Genomic DNA, 14966 nt, shown 5'->3' on the forward strand with positions numbered 1-14966 from the left:
GGGACCGTGTGGCGGCATGGATGCCGCCACCGAGCCTCCACGGATGGATTCACGGCGTGTCCCGCAAGCGGTGAGGGCATCGCGCCCTCGACGCACTCGGCTTCGGAACATCCAAGCAACGATGAAGCTCAAGATCCCGGTCGCCTGGAGAGGTAATCGAACGGTGTTGAGATGCCGCGGGGTGCAGAGCGGATGATTTGCGGGTTGGCTGCAGGGCCCTTGCCCGCCCACCATCGCGGGACACGCTGCAAGGACGTCGTTTTCAGCGCTTACGCGGCATCCATGCCGCGTAAGGTCCCGCGACGGTGGGCGGGCAAGGACCAGTGGAGATGGTCGGTGTGCGTGGTTACACGCAGGGGATGGAGCGCGGTAGTTAGATTAGGTGCGGTCTGATCAGCTTAGTTCTATCCGATCGATGTCACTTCCCTCCAACACCAACTCATTCGTCAAAGCAGGGGCGTGTGGCCAACACGCCGCCGCTATCGAGACAGCGTTGAGAACTTTATCAGTCGCCCTTCGTCGTGCGTGCAGTTGGGCGATATCGCATGCAGCAACTGAAACTGCGGGATACCGCTACCTCACACACCCACCTGAGACCGCCGCCCGGTTGCTGCCTTACACCACCAACGCCTGCAGCGATGCGCGTTCCAGCTGCGCATACAGCGCGAACTCGTCGTGCACTTGCGCGCCCAGCGCCTGCTCGAAACCGCGTTTGCTCGAATGTGCGGCGTAGGCGCGTTGCTCGGCACCGCCAAGATTGGACTGGAAGATACCGGCCGCGCTGACCGGCAAGAAGTCTTCGTAGATGATCGGATCGGCACTGACCAGGCCGAGCGCAATCGCCGTTTCCGCAGGCATTGCAGCCACCTGGGCCGGATCGGCACGGCCGGCATCGGTCAACGCATAACGGAAATAGCCCAATCCTTCCTGACGCAGCAGCGCCTCGTCATCGGGAAAGGCCACGAACGCGGTCTGCAGCCGGGTGGCGTAATCGGCACCGGTGCTGCCGGCGCCCTCGGCATCACGCGCCTGCGCCAGTAACGCGTCGTACAGCGCGCGGCCCTTGGGCGTCAGCGCAAGCCCGCGTTGTTCGATCTCGCCAAAGCGTGCGGTATGGGTGCCGTGCTCGGGCTGCCCGCCGTCGCCGACAAAGCGCACCGGCTCTTCCAGCGCCTTGAAACTGGTCTGGCGCAGCAGGATCGGCACACGCCGACGCGGCGGCCCTTCGATCACCGCCTTCGCATCGATGCCGGCGCGCTGCATCTGCGCCTGCGCCGCGTCGATATCCAGCGTGCGCGGGGTCAGATGGTTGATATGCGGGCCGTGGAAACTCACCACATCGGCAATCAATTTGTGCGCATCGCTGAGGGCGCGATAGGTGGGCAGCGACACCGTGGCATCGCCATGCCAACGGAAGGTCTCCAGCGCTTCGGCCACAAACTGTTGCGCCTGCGCGGCATCCAGGCCGCCCGCGCGCGCGCACTGGTCGATCAGCTCCACGACACCGTTGGTGAAGATCTGCCGCTGCTCCAGGATCTGCGCCGCCTGCGCGCGCAACGCGGCGTCCTCGATCAGCTCCAGCCGCAACAACGAGGTGAACACGCGGAACGGATTGGCCGACAGCGCGGCCTCGTCGATCGGGCGGAACGCGGTGGAATGCACCGGCACGCCTGCTACGGAGAGGTCGTAATAGCCCACCGGGTGCATGCCCATCACCGCGAACAGGCGCCCCAGGGTGGCCAGTTCGGCCGCCGTGCCGACCCGGATGGCGCCGTGCCGCTCCAGATCCAGCCGGGCGCGCTCGTCGTTGCGCTGCAGTCGCGCTGCCAATGCCGGATCGCCGTCCAGCGTCTGCGCGTTGACTCGCGCCACCAGCGTCATCAGGTCGCCGTACAACGGCACCTCGGCGCGATACATGTCCGACATCGCCTGCGCGAACAGGCTGCGAATGTGATCGGGAGAGACAAACACGGTATCGCGCATGGCATGGTCTTGGCAGAGGCCGGCCGACGCCAGCGTTACCGCATTCTCGCCGACCGCGCCCTGCGGCGACCAGCGGCACGGCAGCAGCGCGACCGCGCGTTGGCGCGCAGACAGCCGCTGCGCCCCGGGACCGGCGGCACGGTTGCGCGTTACAAGCCGGCCTGCGCTGCGGCGTCGGCCGCTTCGCTGGCCTCGCGCGCAGCCTCCAGCCGCTGCGCATGATCGCCGAGCTGGCGACGCAGCAGCGCGTCCAGAGTGATCGGCCGTTCCCAGCGGTCGTAGCTGGCAACGATGGCATGCCGCAGCGCGCGCAAATGCGCGCTATCCGGCGCCACCGACAGCCGCGTGATCACCCCCTCCCATCCATCGTGATGGTCGCGCGTGTAGGCGCGCACGCTGTCGCGGCACGACAGCTGCACCGTGTGCGCCCACGCGCAGGCGAAGTAGATATCGCCGGCATGCCAGCCATGCACCTGCAGCAGCGCCTGCACGTAGCCGCGCGGGGTCTCGGTATAGCGGGCAACTTCATCGATAAAGCTGTCGGGGTAGCGCTGCGCGTAGCTGCCCATATCGGCCAGATGCTGGTCCACCCACGCATCGCCCGTACCGGGCATCACTGCCGGCGCGGCCTCCTGCGCCTGGGTACCGGCAGACGGCGGTGGCACGCCCTGTGCCACCGCCAGCACCGGAACCAGCAGGGCAGCCAGCAATGGCAGCGATCGCGAGCGAGGTGAACGTATGACAGGCATGCCCAGATGATGCCGCATGCCCGCGCCGGTGTCAGGCCACACCCGTATTAGCGCAGATCGTAAAAACCGATGGTATGCACTTCGCGGCAGCCGCTCAGATCGCAGGAGCCCACGTAGCCGGGACCGATGTAACGTTGGCGCGCATCGCGATTGTGCGGGCTGCTGTACGGGTCCGGCCCATACAGGCCGTTGCCGTAGTAGATCTGCCCATACGGACGGTTGCGCGATGCCCCAAACCGCAGTTCGCGGCCATAGCCATAACCGCTGTAGCCACCGCCGTAGCGGACGTCAGAGTATCGACCGGGCCAAAACGCAGAACCGCGGTCGCTTGCAGTCGCGCGGGACTGCAATTTCGCGATGCTCTCACCGTGCGCATTCACATAGCCTTGTTCACTGTCGAAGCGGACGGTGCGGAAATACACGATCTCCCCACCCACCTTGCGCGTGCGAAGACGCACATAGTCGCCCGCATCTTCGTAGTACGGCTGCCCGTCGCGAAAGATCACCTCGCTGGGGTTGATGACTTCTTCTTCGAGCTCGGCAGCCGCAAGCGGCGTGGTGCCGGCGAGCAGCCCCAGCGCAACGGCCAGCACTGCACGATGGGTGACGGACAACATGTTCATGGGCAATCCCTCCAAAGTCGGCCATGCACGCCTGCTGGCCGGAACGTCCTGTTGACGGGCACAGCAATGTGCCCGCATGTCGATTCATAGCATCTGCAAACCGGCGCCTGCGTAGCAACCACCCTGGATTGTCCAGCAAACGTGGAAAATCCAGCCAGTACCACAGCAGTGCAACCACTGAAGGCGCGTCGGCACGGAGCACGCCCCCAAGCGGTCGCGACCGTTCCTTCTAACCGCAGACGCGTGCCGCGGCGCTTAGCTTAGCGCGTGCCGCCCAGCCAGTGCATCCAGCGCATGCACGGCGGCCGGCCAGCCTGCGGCATCGGGCACTTCGCGCATGCGCGGTTCGTCGGCGGCAACGCCGTGTTCCTGTTCGTGCGCCCAGGTCACCGCGTAGGGTGTGTAGATACCCCAGCCGCCGATCGCCAGCACCGGCTCCACGTCGGAGCGCAACGAGTTGCCGATCATCACGAAGCGCTGCGCCGGCAGGTCGAATTCGCCGAGCACGCGCGCATAGGTGGTGGGGTCTTTCTCGGACACCACCTCGACCCGCGGGAACAGGTCGGTCAGGCCGGACTGGGCGATCTTCTGCTCCTGATGGAACAGATCGCCCTTGGTGATCAACACCACCGCATAGTCGGCGGCGATGGCGCTGACCGCCTCACGCACCCCGGCGATCACATCTACCGGGTGCTGCAGCGTGGCGCGTCCGATCTCGACGATGCGCTGGATATCGCGCGCGTCGATGCGGGCGTCAGTCAGTTCGATGGCCGTTTCGATCATCGACAGCGTCATGCCCTTGGCGCCGTAGCCGAACACCTTGAGGTTACGCCGTTCCACCGCCAGCAGATGCTGCTGCATGCGGCTGTCGCCCAGATCGAGATAGCCGGCCAGGATCGCTTCGAAATCCGCTTCGGCGCTGCGATAATAGTCCTCGCTTTTCCAGAGGGTATCGTCGCCGTCGAAGCCGACCAGTTGGATCGCCTGGCCGTCGCGCTGTGTCAGAGAGGTCATCGCATCAGTCTAGCAGCGCGCAGATGCGCTGCTGCGTCAGTCGCCTGCAGCGTCGCCCGGACCGGGCTGGTAGCTGGCGAATTCGTCGCGCGACAGGCGTCCATCGCCGTTGCTGTCGAAGTCGGCGAACTTCTCGCGCAGGATCGGGTCGGCCCCGGCCTCCTCCCGCGTCAGCGAGCCATCTGCATCGCTGTCGAGGCTGCGGAAGCTGCGCGGTGCCAGCGTCCCGGCCGGTGCCGCCACAGAGAACTCGGCACCACTGCTGGGACGCACCGGGCCAGCGGGATCGGTGGGGAGCAGCGGCGTCGTTGCAGGTGGTGGCGGCTCGATCGGCAGGGGCGACATGGTCGGAGCATTGGTACCCGGCGGCACCAGCGGTTGCTGCGCGGTGGCCGGCGGCAACTCCGGCGGCGCGGCAAACGCCAGCAGCGGGATGCATAGACACGCCAGTACGGTCACGCGCAGCTGCACCATGGGAGAAGGCCGGAATTTGGGCGTTTCACCGTAGCGCGTGCGACGTAAAGAAAACGGGAGCGGCCCTGGCAGGCCGCTCCCGTGTCTCCATCCCGATCCGGCGCACGAGGCGTGATCGGTTTGCCTCACCTGCACCCGACTCCTGTTTGGCTGGTAGAAGCGGTCTGTGAAAATACAGCCTCTTATCGCAGCAACGCCGATCAGTTCCCCTGCGAGCCGCTTGCAGCGCCGCCGCTCTGCTGGGTGGCAACGAAGGCCTTGTATTCATCCGGGGTCAGCTTGCCATCGTGATTGCCGTCAGCCTGGTCGAAGATCTGTGCCAGCCCGGCGTTGACCTGCGCTTCCGGCTTGCTGATCGCACCGTCGCTATCGGTATCGACGCTGGCCCAGGTCTGACCGCCACCCCCGGAATTCGAACTACCGCTCTGGGCGCCAGTGGCCGAACTTCCCGACTGCGCTGCAGCATCCTGAGAGGTGCTTTGCGCCATGGCCGGCAGCGCGAGAGCGGCGACAAGGGCGGCGGTGGCGGCGAGCAGTGAGGTGCGATTGCGATTGTTCATTGGGTGGTCTCCTTGGCTTGGGAATGCGCGGTGTCGCCGCACATGACATCACCCTACCCATCGCAAATGAACGCTCAACCCGGCGTAATTTCGTACCAAACGTCCTCTTAACCACAGCGCTGAACGATCTGCTTAGCTCCGCGTTAGCGACTGGTGAGTCAAACAGAAGCAGCGCATTCAACAGAGAGATTTTTGAGAACTATGCCGCGTTTTTTCGATCCCGTTTACGCACCTGGTACGTCGTCGTCCCAGCTTCCGGAGCTGAACAGTTTCCAACCCACCACGACGCCAGCGATCGCACCGGCGACTTCGAGGATGACGCGCGAGCCCAATTCATTGGGGTCGTGAATCTTCGCCAGCGCCAGCCGCGCGTACAACGGCGACTCCAACCGCACAATGCTGGTGTAGACGAGATTCCAGATGTCGTAGCCGGCACCGATGGCCACGGCAAGCAGGCAGGCAATTCCCAGCGTGTGGCCGTGGGTGAACTGCAGGCGTCGACCGCTGTATTCGACCGCGGCGAACAACAGCACCCCAAGCACCAGCGCAATCAGGCCGGCCTCCAGCGAACCGAGCAGGCCGAAATGCAGGGGCAGATTCATCGTGACGATCCGGGCAGCAGGCGCGCCAGTCTAGCGGCTAAGGAAAATAGATCCGGGTGCAAGCCGAATCGCTGGACGAGCGCGCGAACGCAGCAGCGGCGATGGCGCGCAAGGCGCGAGCGCGAATGGGTCCGACATGTTCTGCGGCCTGCTGCATCGCGGCATACAGGCCGGGTCGGCAACGCCGCCTCAATCGTCCTGACCACGCGCAGTCACCTGCGCCTCGCCATCCTCGTCCCATTGCACGCTGACCGAGATCGGCTTGCAGCACACCTGGCAATCTTCGATGTACTGCTGATCGCCACCGGTGAGGTCCAGCGTCAGCGTGATCCATTCCCCGCAATATGGGCAGGCGACATCCAAAAAGCGTTCCGGGTCAGACATGACGATTCCTCAAGCAGCGGCACACCACGGCCGGTGGCCGGCGAAGCGGCAAACGCCGCACCAGGGACTGCAATGTACGAGCGAGCGACCGACTGCACGCGTAGAACCAGACCGGCAGCCGTTGCGGCCGAGCATGGGCGCGCTCAGTCCACCGGTACATCGTAAGCGGTATCAGGCGTGGGCTCGGGACGGAAAGTGAAATGCCACCATTCCATCGGATAGTTGGCAAATCCCTCGGCGGCCATCGCACGCAGCAGATGCTGGCGATGCGCACGCTGCGCGCTGCTGATCTCGGGTGCAGCCGTGTGCGCACGCGGATCGAAAAAGTCGAACTCGGTGCCCATCTCCACGGCATGACACGCACCGCGCCGGCAGTCGAGCAAGCCCAGGTCAAGGGTCGCGCCGCGGCTATGCCCTGAGGTCTCGGCAATGTAGTCGCCCAACAGCGCCTGCTTGTCCACACGCGGGTAGTAGTGCGGCTTGGTCGACTGATCCTGCAGGTCCGCCGCCCATGCCACAAATGCATGCACCGCTCGCACCGGCCGGTAACAATCGAACACCTGCAAGCGATAGCCGGCCGCCTTGAGAGTGTGCGCCACCTTCGCCAATGCCTCGGCTGCCGGCCGCAACAGATAGCACCGCGGTGCGAGATACCCAGGCACCACGCGCCCGGTAAAGTTATTACTTCCCGCATAGCGCATGTCGACAGCGATCTCCGGCGCAAGGGTGCGCACATCGATCAGTCCAGCTTGTGCAGCAGTGGTCGCCGGCGAGATTGCAGGTGCGGCTGTGGCAGAGAAGCATGTGCTTGCCAACGCCACTGCAAGTAACAGCCAAGGCAGTGCAGTCTTCTGATGGCTCGAAGGCATTGCGGGAATGTTGACCAGGTCGGAATGCGTCATTTGCGAAGCATAGGCGATCGACGCAAAAGGATCGGCGTCCTGACGTTGCCATTGTGTCTCGGACGCGGATTGCTGTTGTCTCTGCTCCATCGCATGATGGCATGCCCGCTGCTTGTCCAGGTATGCACGATTGGTGTCCAGGGGATTGTCCGGATTGCGTTGCACCGCAATCGAGCACTTCCATTGGTCCTTTCCAGTCAAATCCAGGTGATGGACGCACCCAAGTGAGGGGATTGCCGGGCCTCATCGCGCGTCGCCCTTCTGAGCTCTCGATGAGCCGATGCCCTGGTCATGCAATGCAGCTCCAGAAAAGTACCGCGACAGAGGAGACCCAAGCAGCGCCAAAGATCGGCACTCACGATACTTGCTTGTTCGTTACCCAGAGCGTTTTTCTGACGAAGCCACCGTAGGCAACGCTATTCCACGCCGGACTCACTTGTCGGTACGAGGGTCTTCGGTCGCTTCCCTGCCGGTTGCGTCAACGCATGCAACATCCGCAGATCCTCGGCATCCAGCGTACTAGCGCTGTTGCTGCGGTAGTGGTGATGGAAGGCCTGTAGCGTGGCGGCGGGATCGTCGAGGCCATAACCCAGCAACGCAAGCGCCTGCCAGGGATCGAAGCCTGCCGGTGCCGGCGGCGCGTCGGGGGCGGGCCAGCGGCCGAAGCCGGCATCGGCCAGGCGTTTCCAGGGAAACAGCGGGCCTGGGTCGTTCTTGCGTGTGGGAGCGACGTCTTCATGACCGACGATCTGGGTGCGCGGGATGCGCAAACGCGTGCACAGGTCTTGCAGCAAGACCAGCAGGCTGTCGATCTGCGCTGGCGCGAACGCTTCGCTGCCGTCGTTGTCGAGCTCAATACCGATCGAGGCCGAATTGATGTCGGTGATGGTGCCCCAGCGGCCGGCCCCCCCATGCCAGGCGCGCTGCACGTCGCTGACCAACTGGTAGCGCTGCCCATCCTCGCCGATCAGGTAATGCGCACTGACGCGGCCGCCGCTGTTGCGCCCGCGCAGCGTGCTAAGGCTCTGCTGCACCGAGTGCTGGTCGGTGAAGTGCAGCACGATCAGAATCGGCCGCCGCGTGTCGTAATTGGGCGACGGCACCCACTGCGCAAGCGGGTTGCGCTGCGGCGCATGCGCGCAAGCACCCAGCGACAGCGCGACCACGCAGACCAGTGCCCGCAGCCAGACCGATGAACACGAATGGGAAATAGGCGACATCGGGTTTCTCTTGAGGGCACTCGGAGCGGCTGACAACAGCCCGCGAATCGTCGCCAGCACGATGCAGATGCTGACAGCTGCAGTGTACGAGAGGAAACGCCGACGCCGGGTCATGGCCGCGGTCGCTGACGGCGGCTGCAATCGTTGATGGCCGCTCGCAGGTGGTTCGCCGCGTCACCAGGTTCGGGCGAGGCTGACGTCTGCCTAGCTGCCGGCGCTGCGGATGGCAAAGCGACATGTCAGCCTTGCCGCCGACGCAAGGTGCGTGGCAACGATCAATCGATCGACGCGCCTCCCATCGCGGCAGCACGTGATAGCAACAGCGAGAATTACCAGATTCTAGATAGCGATAACCGCTTACGGTCTGCGCACCGCGAGCTGTCCCGCGTACACTTCCGATCACCCTCGCAACTGCTGTGCGTGGAGATCGGTGCGCCGCTCTCCAGCCAAGTTGTATTGCACTCCACGCGCACTCCTCCAGAGCTTTTCATGCCCCTGTCGCGCCGCTTGCTGATGTTGCTGTTGATCGCACTTGCGCTGCCCGGTCGCGCGGCGCCCGCGAGTACGTTGGCGTCGCCAGCCGCGCCATTTGCGGTCAGCGACGCGCAGCTGACGCCGGACTACTGGATCCAGCGCAGCCGCAATGCACAGGTGCCGCATTTGAACGCTGCACAGATCGCCGCCTTCAATGCCCGCCTGTTGCGCGACGATGCGTCCATGCACGATCTGTCGCAGCTACCCGAGGTCATGCCCGGCGCTGCGGTGCGTGCGCGGATCGAGTCGCTGTCGGCGCCACCGACGCGTGCGCTCTACGACGCGGATGGACATCGTATCGACGCAGCGCGCCTGTCGGATCTGCGCCACTCGCTGGCCCTGGATGCACTCTCCGCAACGGTGGCGCCGCAGTTCGCACTGGTCGTCCAGCGCGCGGCGCTGCGCACCTTCCCCACCACCCAGCGCGTGTTCACCAGTCCCGACGATCGTGATATCGACCGCTTTCAGGAGTCGGCGCTGTATCCCGGCACGCCGGTGGCCGTGCTGCACACCAGTGCCGATGGCGCGTGGCGGTTTGTGCTTGCGGCCAACTACGCGGCGTGGATCGCTGCCGACAAGGTCGCCGAAGGCAGTCGCGAGCACGTGTTGCAGTACGCACAGCGCGGCCCACGCATGCTCGTGACCGGCGCCCGCGTGCAGACCGCGTACACCCCGGAGCTGCCCGCCCTCTCGGCATTGTCGCTGGACATGGGTACCAGCCTGCCCCTGCATGCCGACTGGCAATCGCAGCAGCAGGTCAACGGACAACTGCCGCTGGCAGCCTACGTGGTGCAACTCCCAGTGCGCGATGCCGATGGTCGCTTGCAGTTGGTGCCGGCCCTGATCCCGCGCGGCGCCGATGTACGCGCCGAACCCTTGCCCGCGACCGATGCCGCGTTGCTGCGCCAGGCGTTCAAGTTTCTCGGCGAACGCTACGGCTGGGGCAACGATTACGACGCCCGCGATTGCAGTGGGTTTGTGCTGGATATCTACCGCAGCCTGGGCATTACTTTGCCGCGCAACACCGGCGATCAGGCGCGCAGCCCGGCGCTGCGCACCGTTGCGTTCGATGCACACGCGCCGCGACCGCAACGCCTGCAACAGCTGGCGCAGCTGCGCATCGGCGACCTGATCTACATCCCTGGCCACGTGATGCTGGTGATCGGGCACGAGCGTGGCGCTCCATGGGTGATCCACGATGTGGCCGGTGCCAACTATCGCGCTGCCGATGGCGGCGTGCAGCGTGCGGGCTTGAACGGGGTGTCGGTGACACCGCTGTTGCCGTTGCTGGCCACCGATGGCACACCGTTCATCGATCACATCACCCGCATCCGGCGCATCGCGCCGATCGGCTCCCCATGAAGATCACCGGCTTCCGCCTCGGCATGCTGCGCGTGCCATTGAAAACACCGTTCAAGACCGCGGTGCGCACCGTGCAGACGATCGAAGACGTGGTGGTGCTGCTGCAAACCGATAGCGGACATATCGGCTATGGCGCGGCGCCGGCGACCGCGCCGATCACCGGCGATACGCACGGCAGCATCATTGCCGCGATCCGGCAGTGCATCGCACCGCGGCTGATCGGCCAGGATATGGCCGATCTCAATCGGCTGTGCGGCCTGGTACACCACGCGCTGGAACGCAACACCAGCGCCAAGGCCGCGGTGGAGATCGCGCTCTACGATCTATGGGCGCAATCCTTCGGTGCGCCGCTCTATCAGCTGCTCGGTGGCGGCACGCCGCGCATCACCACCGACATCACCATCAGCGCCGATCGCATCGACATCATGGTCGCGCAGGCGCAATCGGCATTGGCGCACGGCTATCGGTCGCTGAAGATCAAAGTAGGGAAGGACAGGGCGTCGGATGTGGAACGCGTCAAGGCGATCCACGCAGCCGTCGATGGGCGCGCATCGCTGCGCCTGGATGCCAACCAGGGCTGGACGCCCAAACAGGCGGTGCGCAGCATGCGCCTGCTGGAAGACGCCGGCCTCGTCCTGGAATTGCTCGAACAACCGGTCAAAGCTGCCGATATCGATGGCCTGGCCTTCGTCACCGCACGCATCGACACCCCGGTGATGGCCGACGAAAGCGTGTTCTCACCATCGCAGGTGATCGACCTTCTCCAGCGTCGCGCGGCCGACATCGTCAACATCAAACTGATGAAGACCGGCGGCCTGTCCAATGCCATCCGCATCGCCGATATCGCGGCGCTGTACGCTGTGCCATGCATGATCGGGTGCATGATCGAATCCAGCATCAGCGTCGCGGCAGCCGTGCATCTGGCGGTGGCCAAGGCCGACAGCATCACCCTGGCCGATCTGGATGCGCCGGCGTTGGGGCAATTCGACCCCACCGAGGGCGGCGTGCAGTTCGAGGACGCGCAGATCCATATCGATGACTCGCCGGGTCTGGGCATCCGCCGTATCCGCGGGCTGGAGCTGTTGTCCGACTGACCTGCCCGTTGCAGGCGACATGTCGGGCGGCAAGCAACGGCGCACTTGACCGCCGACGTAGGCGGGCCCTTGCCGCCTGCTTGCGCCATCCACACCGTAAAAACAACGGACACAGCGATCGCGATCCAACGTAGCGCTGCAATGCACTCAGCATCGCCATGCGCCACATACCCGCGTTGCTGGGTACAGTAGGCCTGCCCACCCGACACCCTCGGTTACGGTAAGCGTGCCGTCATCCACACCGATACACCGCATCCCTCACCAGCTCGTCCCCTGCCGTCCGGAGCCCGCATGCGCCTTGCCATCCTGTTGCGATCCACCCTGCTCCTGGCGCTGGCACCGTGCAGCAATAGCGCCGCCGCAGGCGAACCGATCCAGGCGCTGCAGCAGGTACGCGCGCTGATCGTGGTGACCACGCCGGACTGGAATAGCACCCAGGCGCGACTGCAGACCTTTACGCGTGTGGACGGTCAGTGGGCGCCGGCCGCACCGGGATTTGCCGTCGCACTGGGCCGGCATGGCAGCGCCTGGGGTGAAGGCCTGCATCCGGCGCAATCGCAAGGCCCGCAAAAGCGCGAAGGCGATGGCCGCAGCCCGGCCGGCGTGTTCGCCATCGGCCCGGCATTTGGCTATTCCGCCAGCATCGACAGCGCCATGCCGTATCAGGCGATGAGCGCCACGCATTACTGCATGGATGTGCCCGGCTCGCCGCTGTACAACCGCATCGTCGATGCTGCGCAGGTCGGTGACGCGGCGGTGGCCGGGTCCACCGAGCCGATGCGCCTGGACCTGCGCCATCCCGGCGATGCGCGGTATCGCGAAGGTTTCGTCATCGCACATAACCCCAACAATATCGCCGGGCGCGGCAGCTGCATCTTTGCGCATCTGTGGCGCACGCCAGGGCAGTTCACCGCGGGCTGCACGGCGATGGCGCCTGCCGACATGCAGCGTCTGCTGGCGTGGTTGAAGCCTGCGGACAAACCGTTATTCGTGTTGCTGCCGCGTGCCGACTACGCGCGCCTGCAAGCGCAGTGGCAGTTGCCCGATCTGGTCGAGGCCGCACCATGAGCACGCCAGTGCCGCCGTCCGATAGCACCGGCCTGGTGCGTGTGGTCAGCCGCTGGCAGATCGTCGGCTTATCGATCAACGATGTCATCGGCAGCGGCATCTATCTGTTGCCCGCGGCCACCGCGGCACTGCTGGGGCCGATGAGCCTGTGGGCGGTGATGCTGGCCGGGCTGGCGGTGGCCTTGCTGGTGCTGTGTTACGCGCAGGCAGCCAGTTATTTCGATACGCCCGGCGGCAGTTACCTCTACACGCGCGAGGCGTTTGGCCCCTTTGTCGGGTTTCAGATCGGCTGGATGATCTGGCTCACCCGTATCAGTTCGGCGGCGGCTTTAAGCAACGGGCTGGCCGATGCGGTGGCGCGGTTCTGGCCCACCGCTTCCACCGATGCATGGGCGCGCACCTTGGTCGTCGTCGGCTCGCTAGGTGTGCTGACCGCGATCAACGTCATCGGCGTCAAGTCGGCCGCGCGCACCGGCATCGCCCTGGTGATCGGCAAACTGGTGCCGTTGCTGTTGTTCGTGGCAATCGGGCTGTTCTATGTGGACTGGTCGTGGGCGTTTGCCGGCAAATCGCCTGACCTGCGCGACCTAGGCAATCTCGGCGAAGCCGCACTGCTGCTGCTGTTTGCCTATGCGGGGTTCGAAAATATTCCCGCCGCTGCCGGCGAATACCGCAACCCGCGCCGCGACGTGCCATTTGCGCTCATCACCATGATCGTCACGGTGACCCTGATCTATGCCGCGGTGCAGGTTGTCGCGCAGGGGACGCTGCCCAATCTTGCGGCCTCGCCCACCCCGTTGGCGGATGCGGCCAGCGGCTTCGGGGGCGAGGCGCTGGCGCTGATTCTCACCGTAGGCGCCACCATTTCCATCCTGGGCACGACCAGCAACACGGTGATGCTCGGTCCGCGCTTTCTGTTCGCGCTCGCGCAGGACGGCTACGGACCGGCGTTTCTGGCACGCGTGCATCCGCGCTTTCATACTCCCGCAGCCGCGGTGCTCACCCAGGGCGTGTTGTCGCTGGCGCTCGCATTGTCGGGCTCGTTCACCCAGCTGGCGCTGCTGTCGATGGTCACGCGCTTGTTCGCCTACATCGGCACGGCGGCGGCGGTGATCGTGCTGGCGCGCCGCTATCGGCAACGTACCGACACGCTACGGCTACCGGGAGGCCCGCTGATTCCCGCCGCTGCGTTGTTGCTGTCGCTCGGCTTGCTGGCCAGTGCCAGCTGGCAAAATCTTGCGGCAGCAGGCGTGGCATTGCTGGTGGGCTGGGCGTTCTACCTGTTTCCGCGCAAGACGGTATAGCAGCTTCGCAACACGCTCGCGCCGCACTCACGCACGTCTAACCGGGCACGCCCAACGCTGCGCTCTCACCTGCATGGGAGCTTGCGATGAAACTGCGCCGCGTCTACAGCACACCCGATCTTGAAAGCGCGCAGCGCGTGTTGCAATCCGCGCGCAGTGCCGGCATCGGCAACGAGGCGTTGTCGCTGATTGCCCGCGCGGATATCGAACTGCACGACGTCCCGGACGAGCGCAAGGACGCCAAGACCGATTTCGTGCCGGCCGCAGCGCGCGGCGCGGCCACCGGTGGCGCGGCCGGGTTGGTGGCAGGGCTGGTTGCAGTCGCTGTGCCGCCAATCGGCCTGACCCTGGCCGGCGTTGGCGTCATGGCACTGGCCGGCGCGCTGGTGGGCAGTTGGTCGTCGGCTCTGATCGGCGCCACCGTGCCCGACCCGGTGCGTCGTCAGTTCGAGGACGAAATCGAAGCCGGCCGTGTCCTGGTCGTCATCGATGCCGACGAACAGGCCTTGCAGGCTGCGGAAGCGTCAGTCCTTGCTGCCGGCGCAAAACCGCTGCTGTATGAGGCCGCGTCTGCTGCGGTATGAAAGGCATCGCACGCGGGTAAACGCAGCACCCCTGTTTGGAGAGATGCATGAGCGCAGCGGCAACCTCGCCTTGACCCAACCATCACCTAGCGTGCCGCGCTGTTAACACGGCGCTGCTTAGGTTGATTCGCACATTCGCAATGATGGAGACGCGCATGAACGTGCCGTACCAGATTCCAGGCCGCGCGCCGGACGAAGACCGCAGCCAGAACGTATCCAGCTACTGGCGTGAACGTTTTACCGAAGAGCCGTATTACACCGAAGGAGACCGTTACGAAGATTACGAAAGCGCCTATCTGGTCGGGCATGAAGCACGTATCCGCGAAAATGCGCGCGCCTACGATCAGGTCGAAGCCGAACTGCATCGCGATTGGGAAGCCAAGCGCGGCACCGATGGCCTGAGTTGGAGCAAGGCACGCCACGCGGTCAAGCGCGCGTGGGAAAACGCAGCCGATTTCGTCTCTGGCGAGAGCAAATCCAAACCGTAAACCACAACGCCACCGTCAAGG

General features: G+C 65.0%; 16 protein-coding genes. 6 read left to right on the plus strand and 10 right to left on the minus strand.

Features of this window, described 5'->3' with window-relative positions; all coding sequences use genetic code 11:
• Positions 1 to 615: 615 nt before the first annotated feature.
• The 10 genes from hglS to ACCQ06_RS20460 all read right to left on the minus strand — a co-directional run bounded on the left by hglS (position 616) and on the right by ACCQ06_RS20460 (position 8511).
• Positions 616 to 1983 (minus strand): 2-oxoadipate dioxygenase/decarboxylase HglS, encoded by a 1368-nt coding sequence (hglS, locus tag ACCQ06_RS20415; RefSeq protein ID WP_228324685.1) that lies wholly within the window; start codon positions 1981 to 1983, stop codon positions 616 to 618.
• A 149-nt stretch (positions 1984 to 2132) separates the two neighbouring features.
• On the minus strand, positions 2133 to 2750 hold the full coding sequence (locus ACCQ06_RS20420; RefSeq protein WP_316688922.1) for a hypothetical protein: 618 nt from the start codon (positions 2748 to 2750) through the stop codon (positions 2133 to 2135).
• A gap of 29 nt (positions 2751 to 2779) precedes the next feature.
• Positions 2780 to 3355 (minus strand): hypothetical protein, encoded by a 576-nt coding sequence (locus tag ACCQ06_RS20425; RefSeq protein ID WP_316688924.1) that lies wholly within the window; start codon positions 3353 to 3355, stop codon positions 2780 to 2782.
• A gap of 255 nt (positions 3356 to 3610) precedes the next feature.
• Positions 3611 to 4369: an HAD family hydrolase gene (locus ACCQ06_RS20430; protein WP_316688926.1), complete on the minus strand. Its 759-nt coding sequence runs from the start codon at positions 4367 to 4369 to the stop codon at positions 3611 to 3613.
• Between the two features lie 36 nt (positions 4370 to 4405).
• Positions 4406 to 4843, minus strand: coding sequence for an EF-hand domain-containing protein (locus tag ACCQ06_RS20435; RefSeq protein ID WP_316688927.1), 438 nt, complete (start codon positions 4841 to 4843; stop codon positions 4406 to 4408).
• 200 nt (positions 4844 to 5043) lie between these two features.
• The gene (locus ACCQ06_RS20440; RefSeq protein ID WP_228324689.1) at positions 5044 to 5403 is read right to left on the minus strand and encodes an EF-hand domain-containing protein; all 360 of its coding nucleotides are present in this window, start codon (positions 5401 to 5403) and stop codon (positions 5044 to 5046) included.
• 224 nt (positions 5404 to 5627) lie between these two features.
• The gene (locus ACCQ06_RS20445; protein ID WP_104615745.1) at positions 5628 to 6005 is read right to left on the minus strand and encodes a hypothetical protein; all 378 of its coding nucleotides are present in this window, start codon (positions 6003 to 6005) and stop codon (positions 5628 to 5630) included.
• Between the two features lie 189 nt (positions 6006 to 6194).
• A complete protein-coding gene (locus ACCQ06_RS20450; protein ID WP_046964265.1) occupies positions 6195 to 6389 on the minus strand; it encodes a CPXCG motif-containing cysteine-rich protein in 195 nt (64 codons plus the stop codon).
• A 143-nt stretch (positions 6390 to 6532) separates the two neighbouring features.
• Positions 6533 to 7258 carry a M15 family metallopeptidase gene (locus ACCQ06_RS20455; RefSeq protein WP_316692709.1) on the minus strand — a complete coding sequence of 242 codons (726 nt, stop codon included), beginning with the start codon at positions 7256 to 7258 and terminating at the stop codon, positions 6533 to 6535.
• A 449-nt stretch (positions 7259 to 7707) separates the two neighbouring features.
• On the minus strand, positions 7708 to 8511 hold the full coding sequence (locus ACCQ06_RS20460) for an N-acetylmuramoyl-L-alanine amidase (protein ID WP_316688928.1): 804 nt from the start codon (positions 8509 to 8511) through the stop codon (positions 7708 to 7710).
• A gap of 489 nt (positions 8512 to 9000) precedes the next feature.
• Between ACCQ06_RS20460 and ACCQ06_RS20465 the strand changes: the two genes are divergently transcribed.
• The 6 genes from ACCQ06_RS20465 to ACCQ06_RS20490 all read left to right on the plus strand — a co-directional run bounded on the left by ACCQ06_RS20465 (position 9001) and on the right by ACCQ06_RS20490 (position 14945).
• Positions 9001 to 10407, plus strand: a complete 1407-nt coding sequence (locus ACCQ06_RS20465; protein ID WP_316688929.1) for a C40 family peptidase — start codon at positions 9001 to 9003, stop codon at positions 10405 to 10407.
• Positions 10404 to 11501 (plus strand): dipeptide epimerase, encoded by a 1098-nt coding sequence (locus ACCQ06_RS20470; protein WP_316688930.1) that lies wholly within the window; start codon positions 10404 to 10406, stop codon positions 11499 to 11501. Before ACCQ06_RS20465 ends, ACCQ06_RS20470 begins: the two co-directional genes overlap by 4 nt.
• A gap of 291 nt (positions 11502 to 11792) precedes the next feature.
• A complete protein-coding gene (locus ACCQ06_RS20475; protein ID WP_316688931.1) occupies positions 11793 to 12569 on the plus strand; it encodes a L,D-transpeptidase family protein in 777 nt (258 codons plus the stop codon).
• Positions 12566 to 13873: an APC family permease gene (locus tag ACCQ06_RS20480; protein ID WP_316688932.1), complete on the plus strand. Its 1308-nt coding sequence runs from the start codon at positions 12566 to 12568 to the stop codon at positions 13871 to 13873. The genes ACCQ06_RS20475 and ACCQ06_RS20480 overlap by 4 nt, the downstream gene beginning before the upstream one ends.
• 86 nt (positions 13874 to 13959) lie before the next feature.
• On the plus strand, positions 13960 to 14457 hold the full coding sequence (locus ACCQ06_RS20485) for a hypothetical protein (RefSeq protein WP_316688933.1): 498 nt from the start codon (positions 13960 to 13962) through the stop codon (positions 14455 to 14457).
• A gap of 155 nt (positions 14458 to 14612) precedes the next feature.
• Complete coding sequence (locus ACCQ06_RS20490) at positions 14613 to 14945, plus strand: hypothetical protein (protein ID WP_170068616.1); 333 nt, start codon at positions 14613 to 14615, stop codon at positions 14943 to 14945.
• Positions 14946 to 14966 lie beyond the last annotated feature (21 nt).

This window comes from Xanthomonas sp. NCPPB 4467 (assembly GCF_041475665.2).
Taxonomy (GTDB): Bacteria; Pseudomonadota; Gammaproteobacteria; order Xanthomonadales; family Xanthomonadaceae; genus Xanthomonas; species Xanthomonas dyei.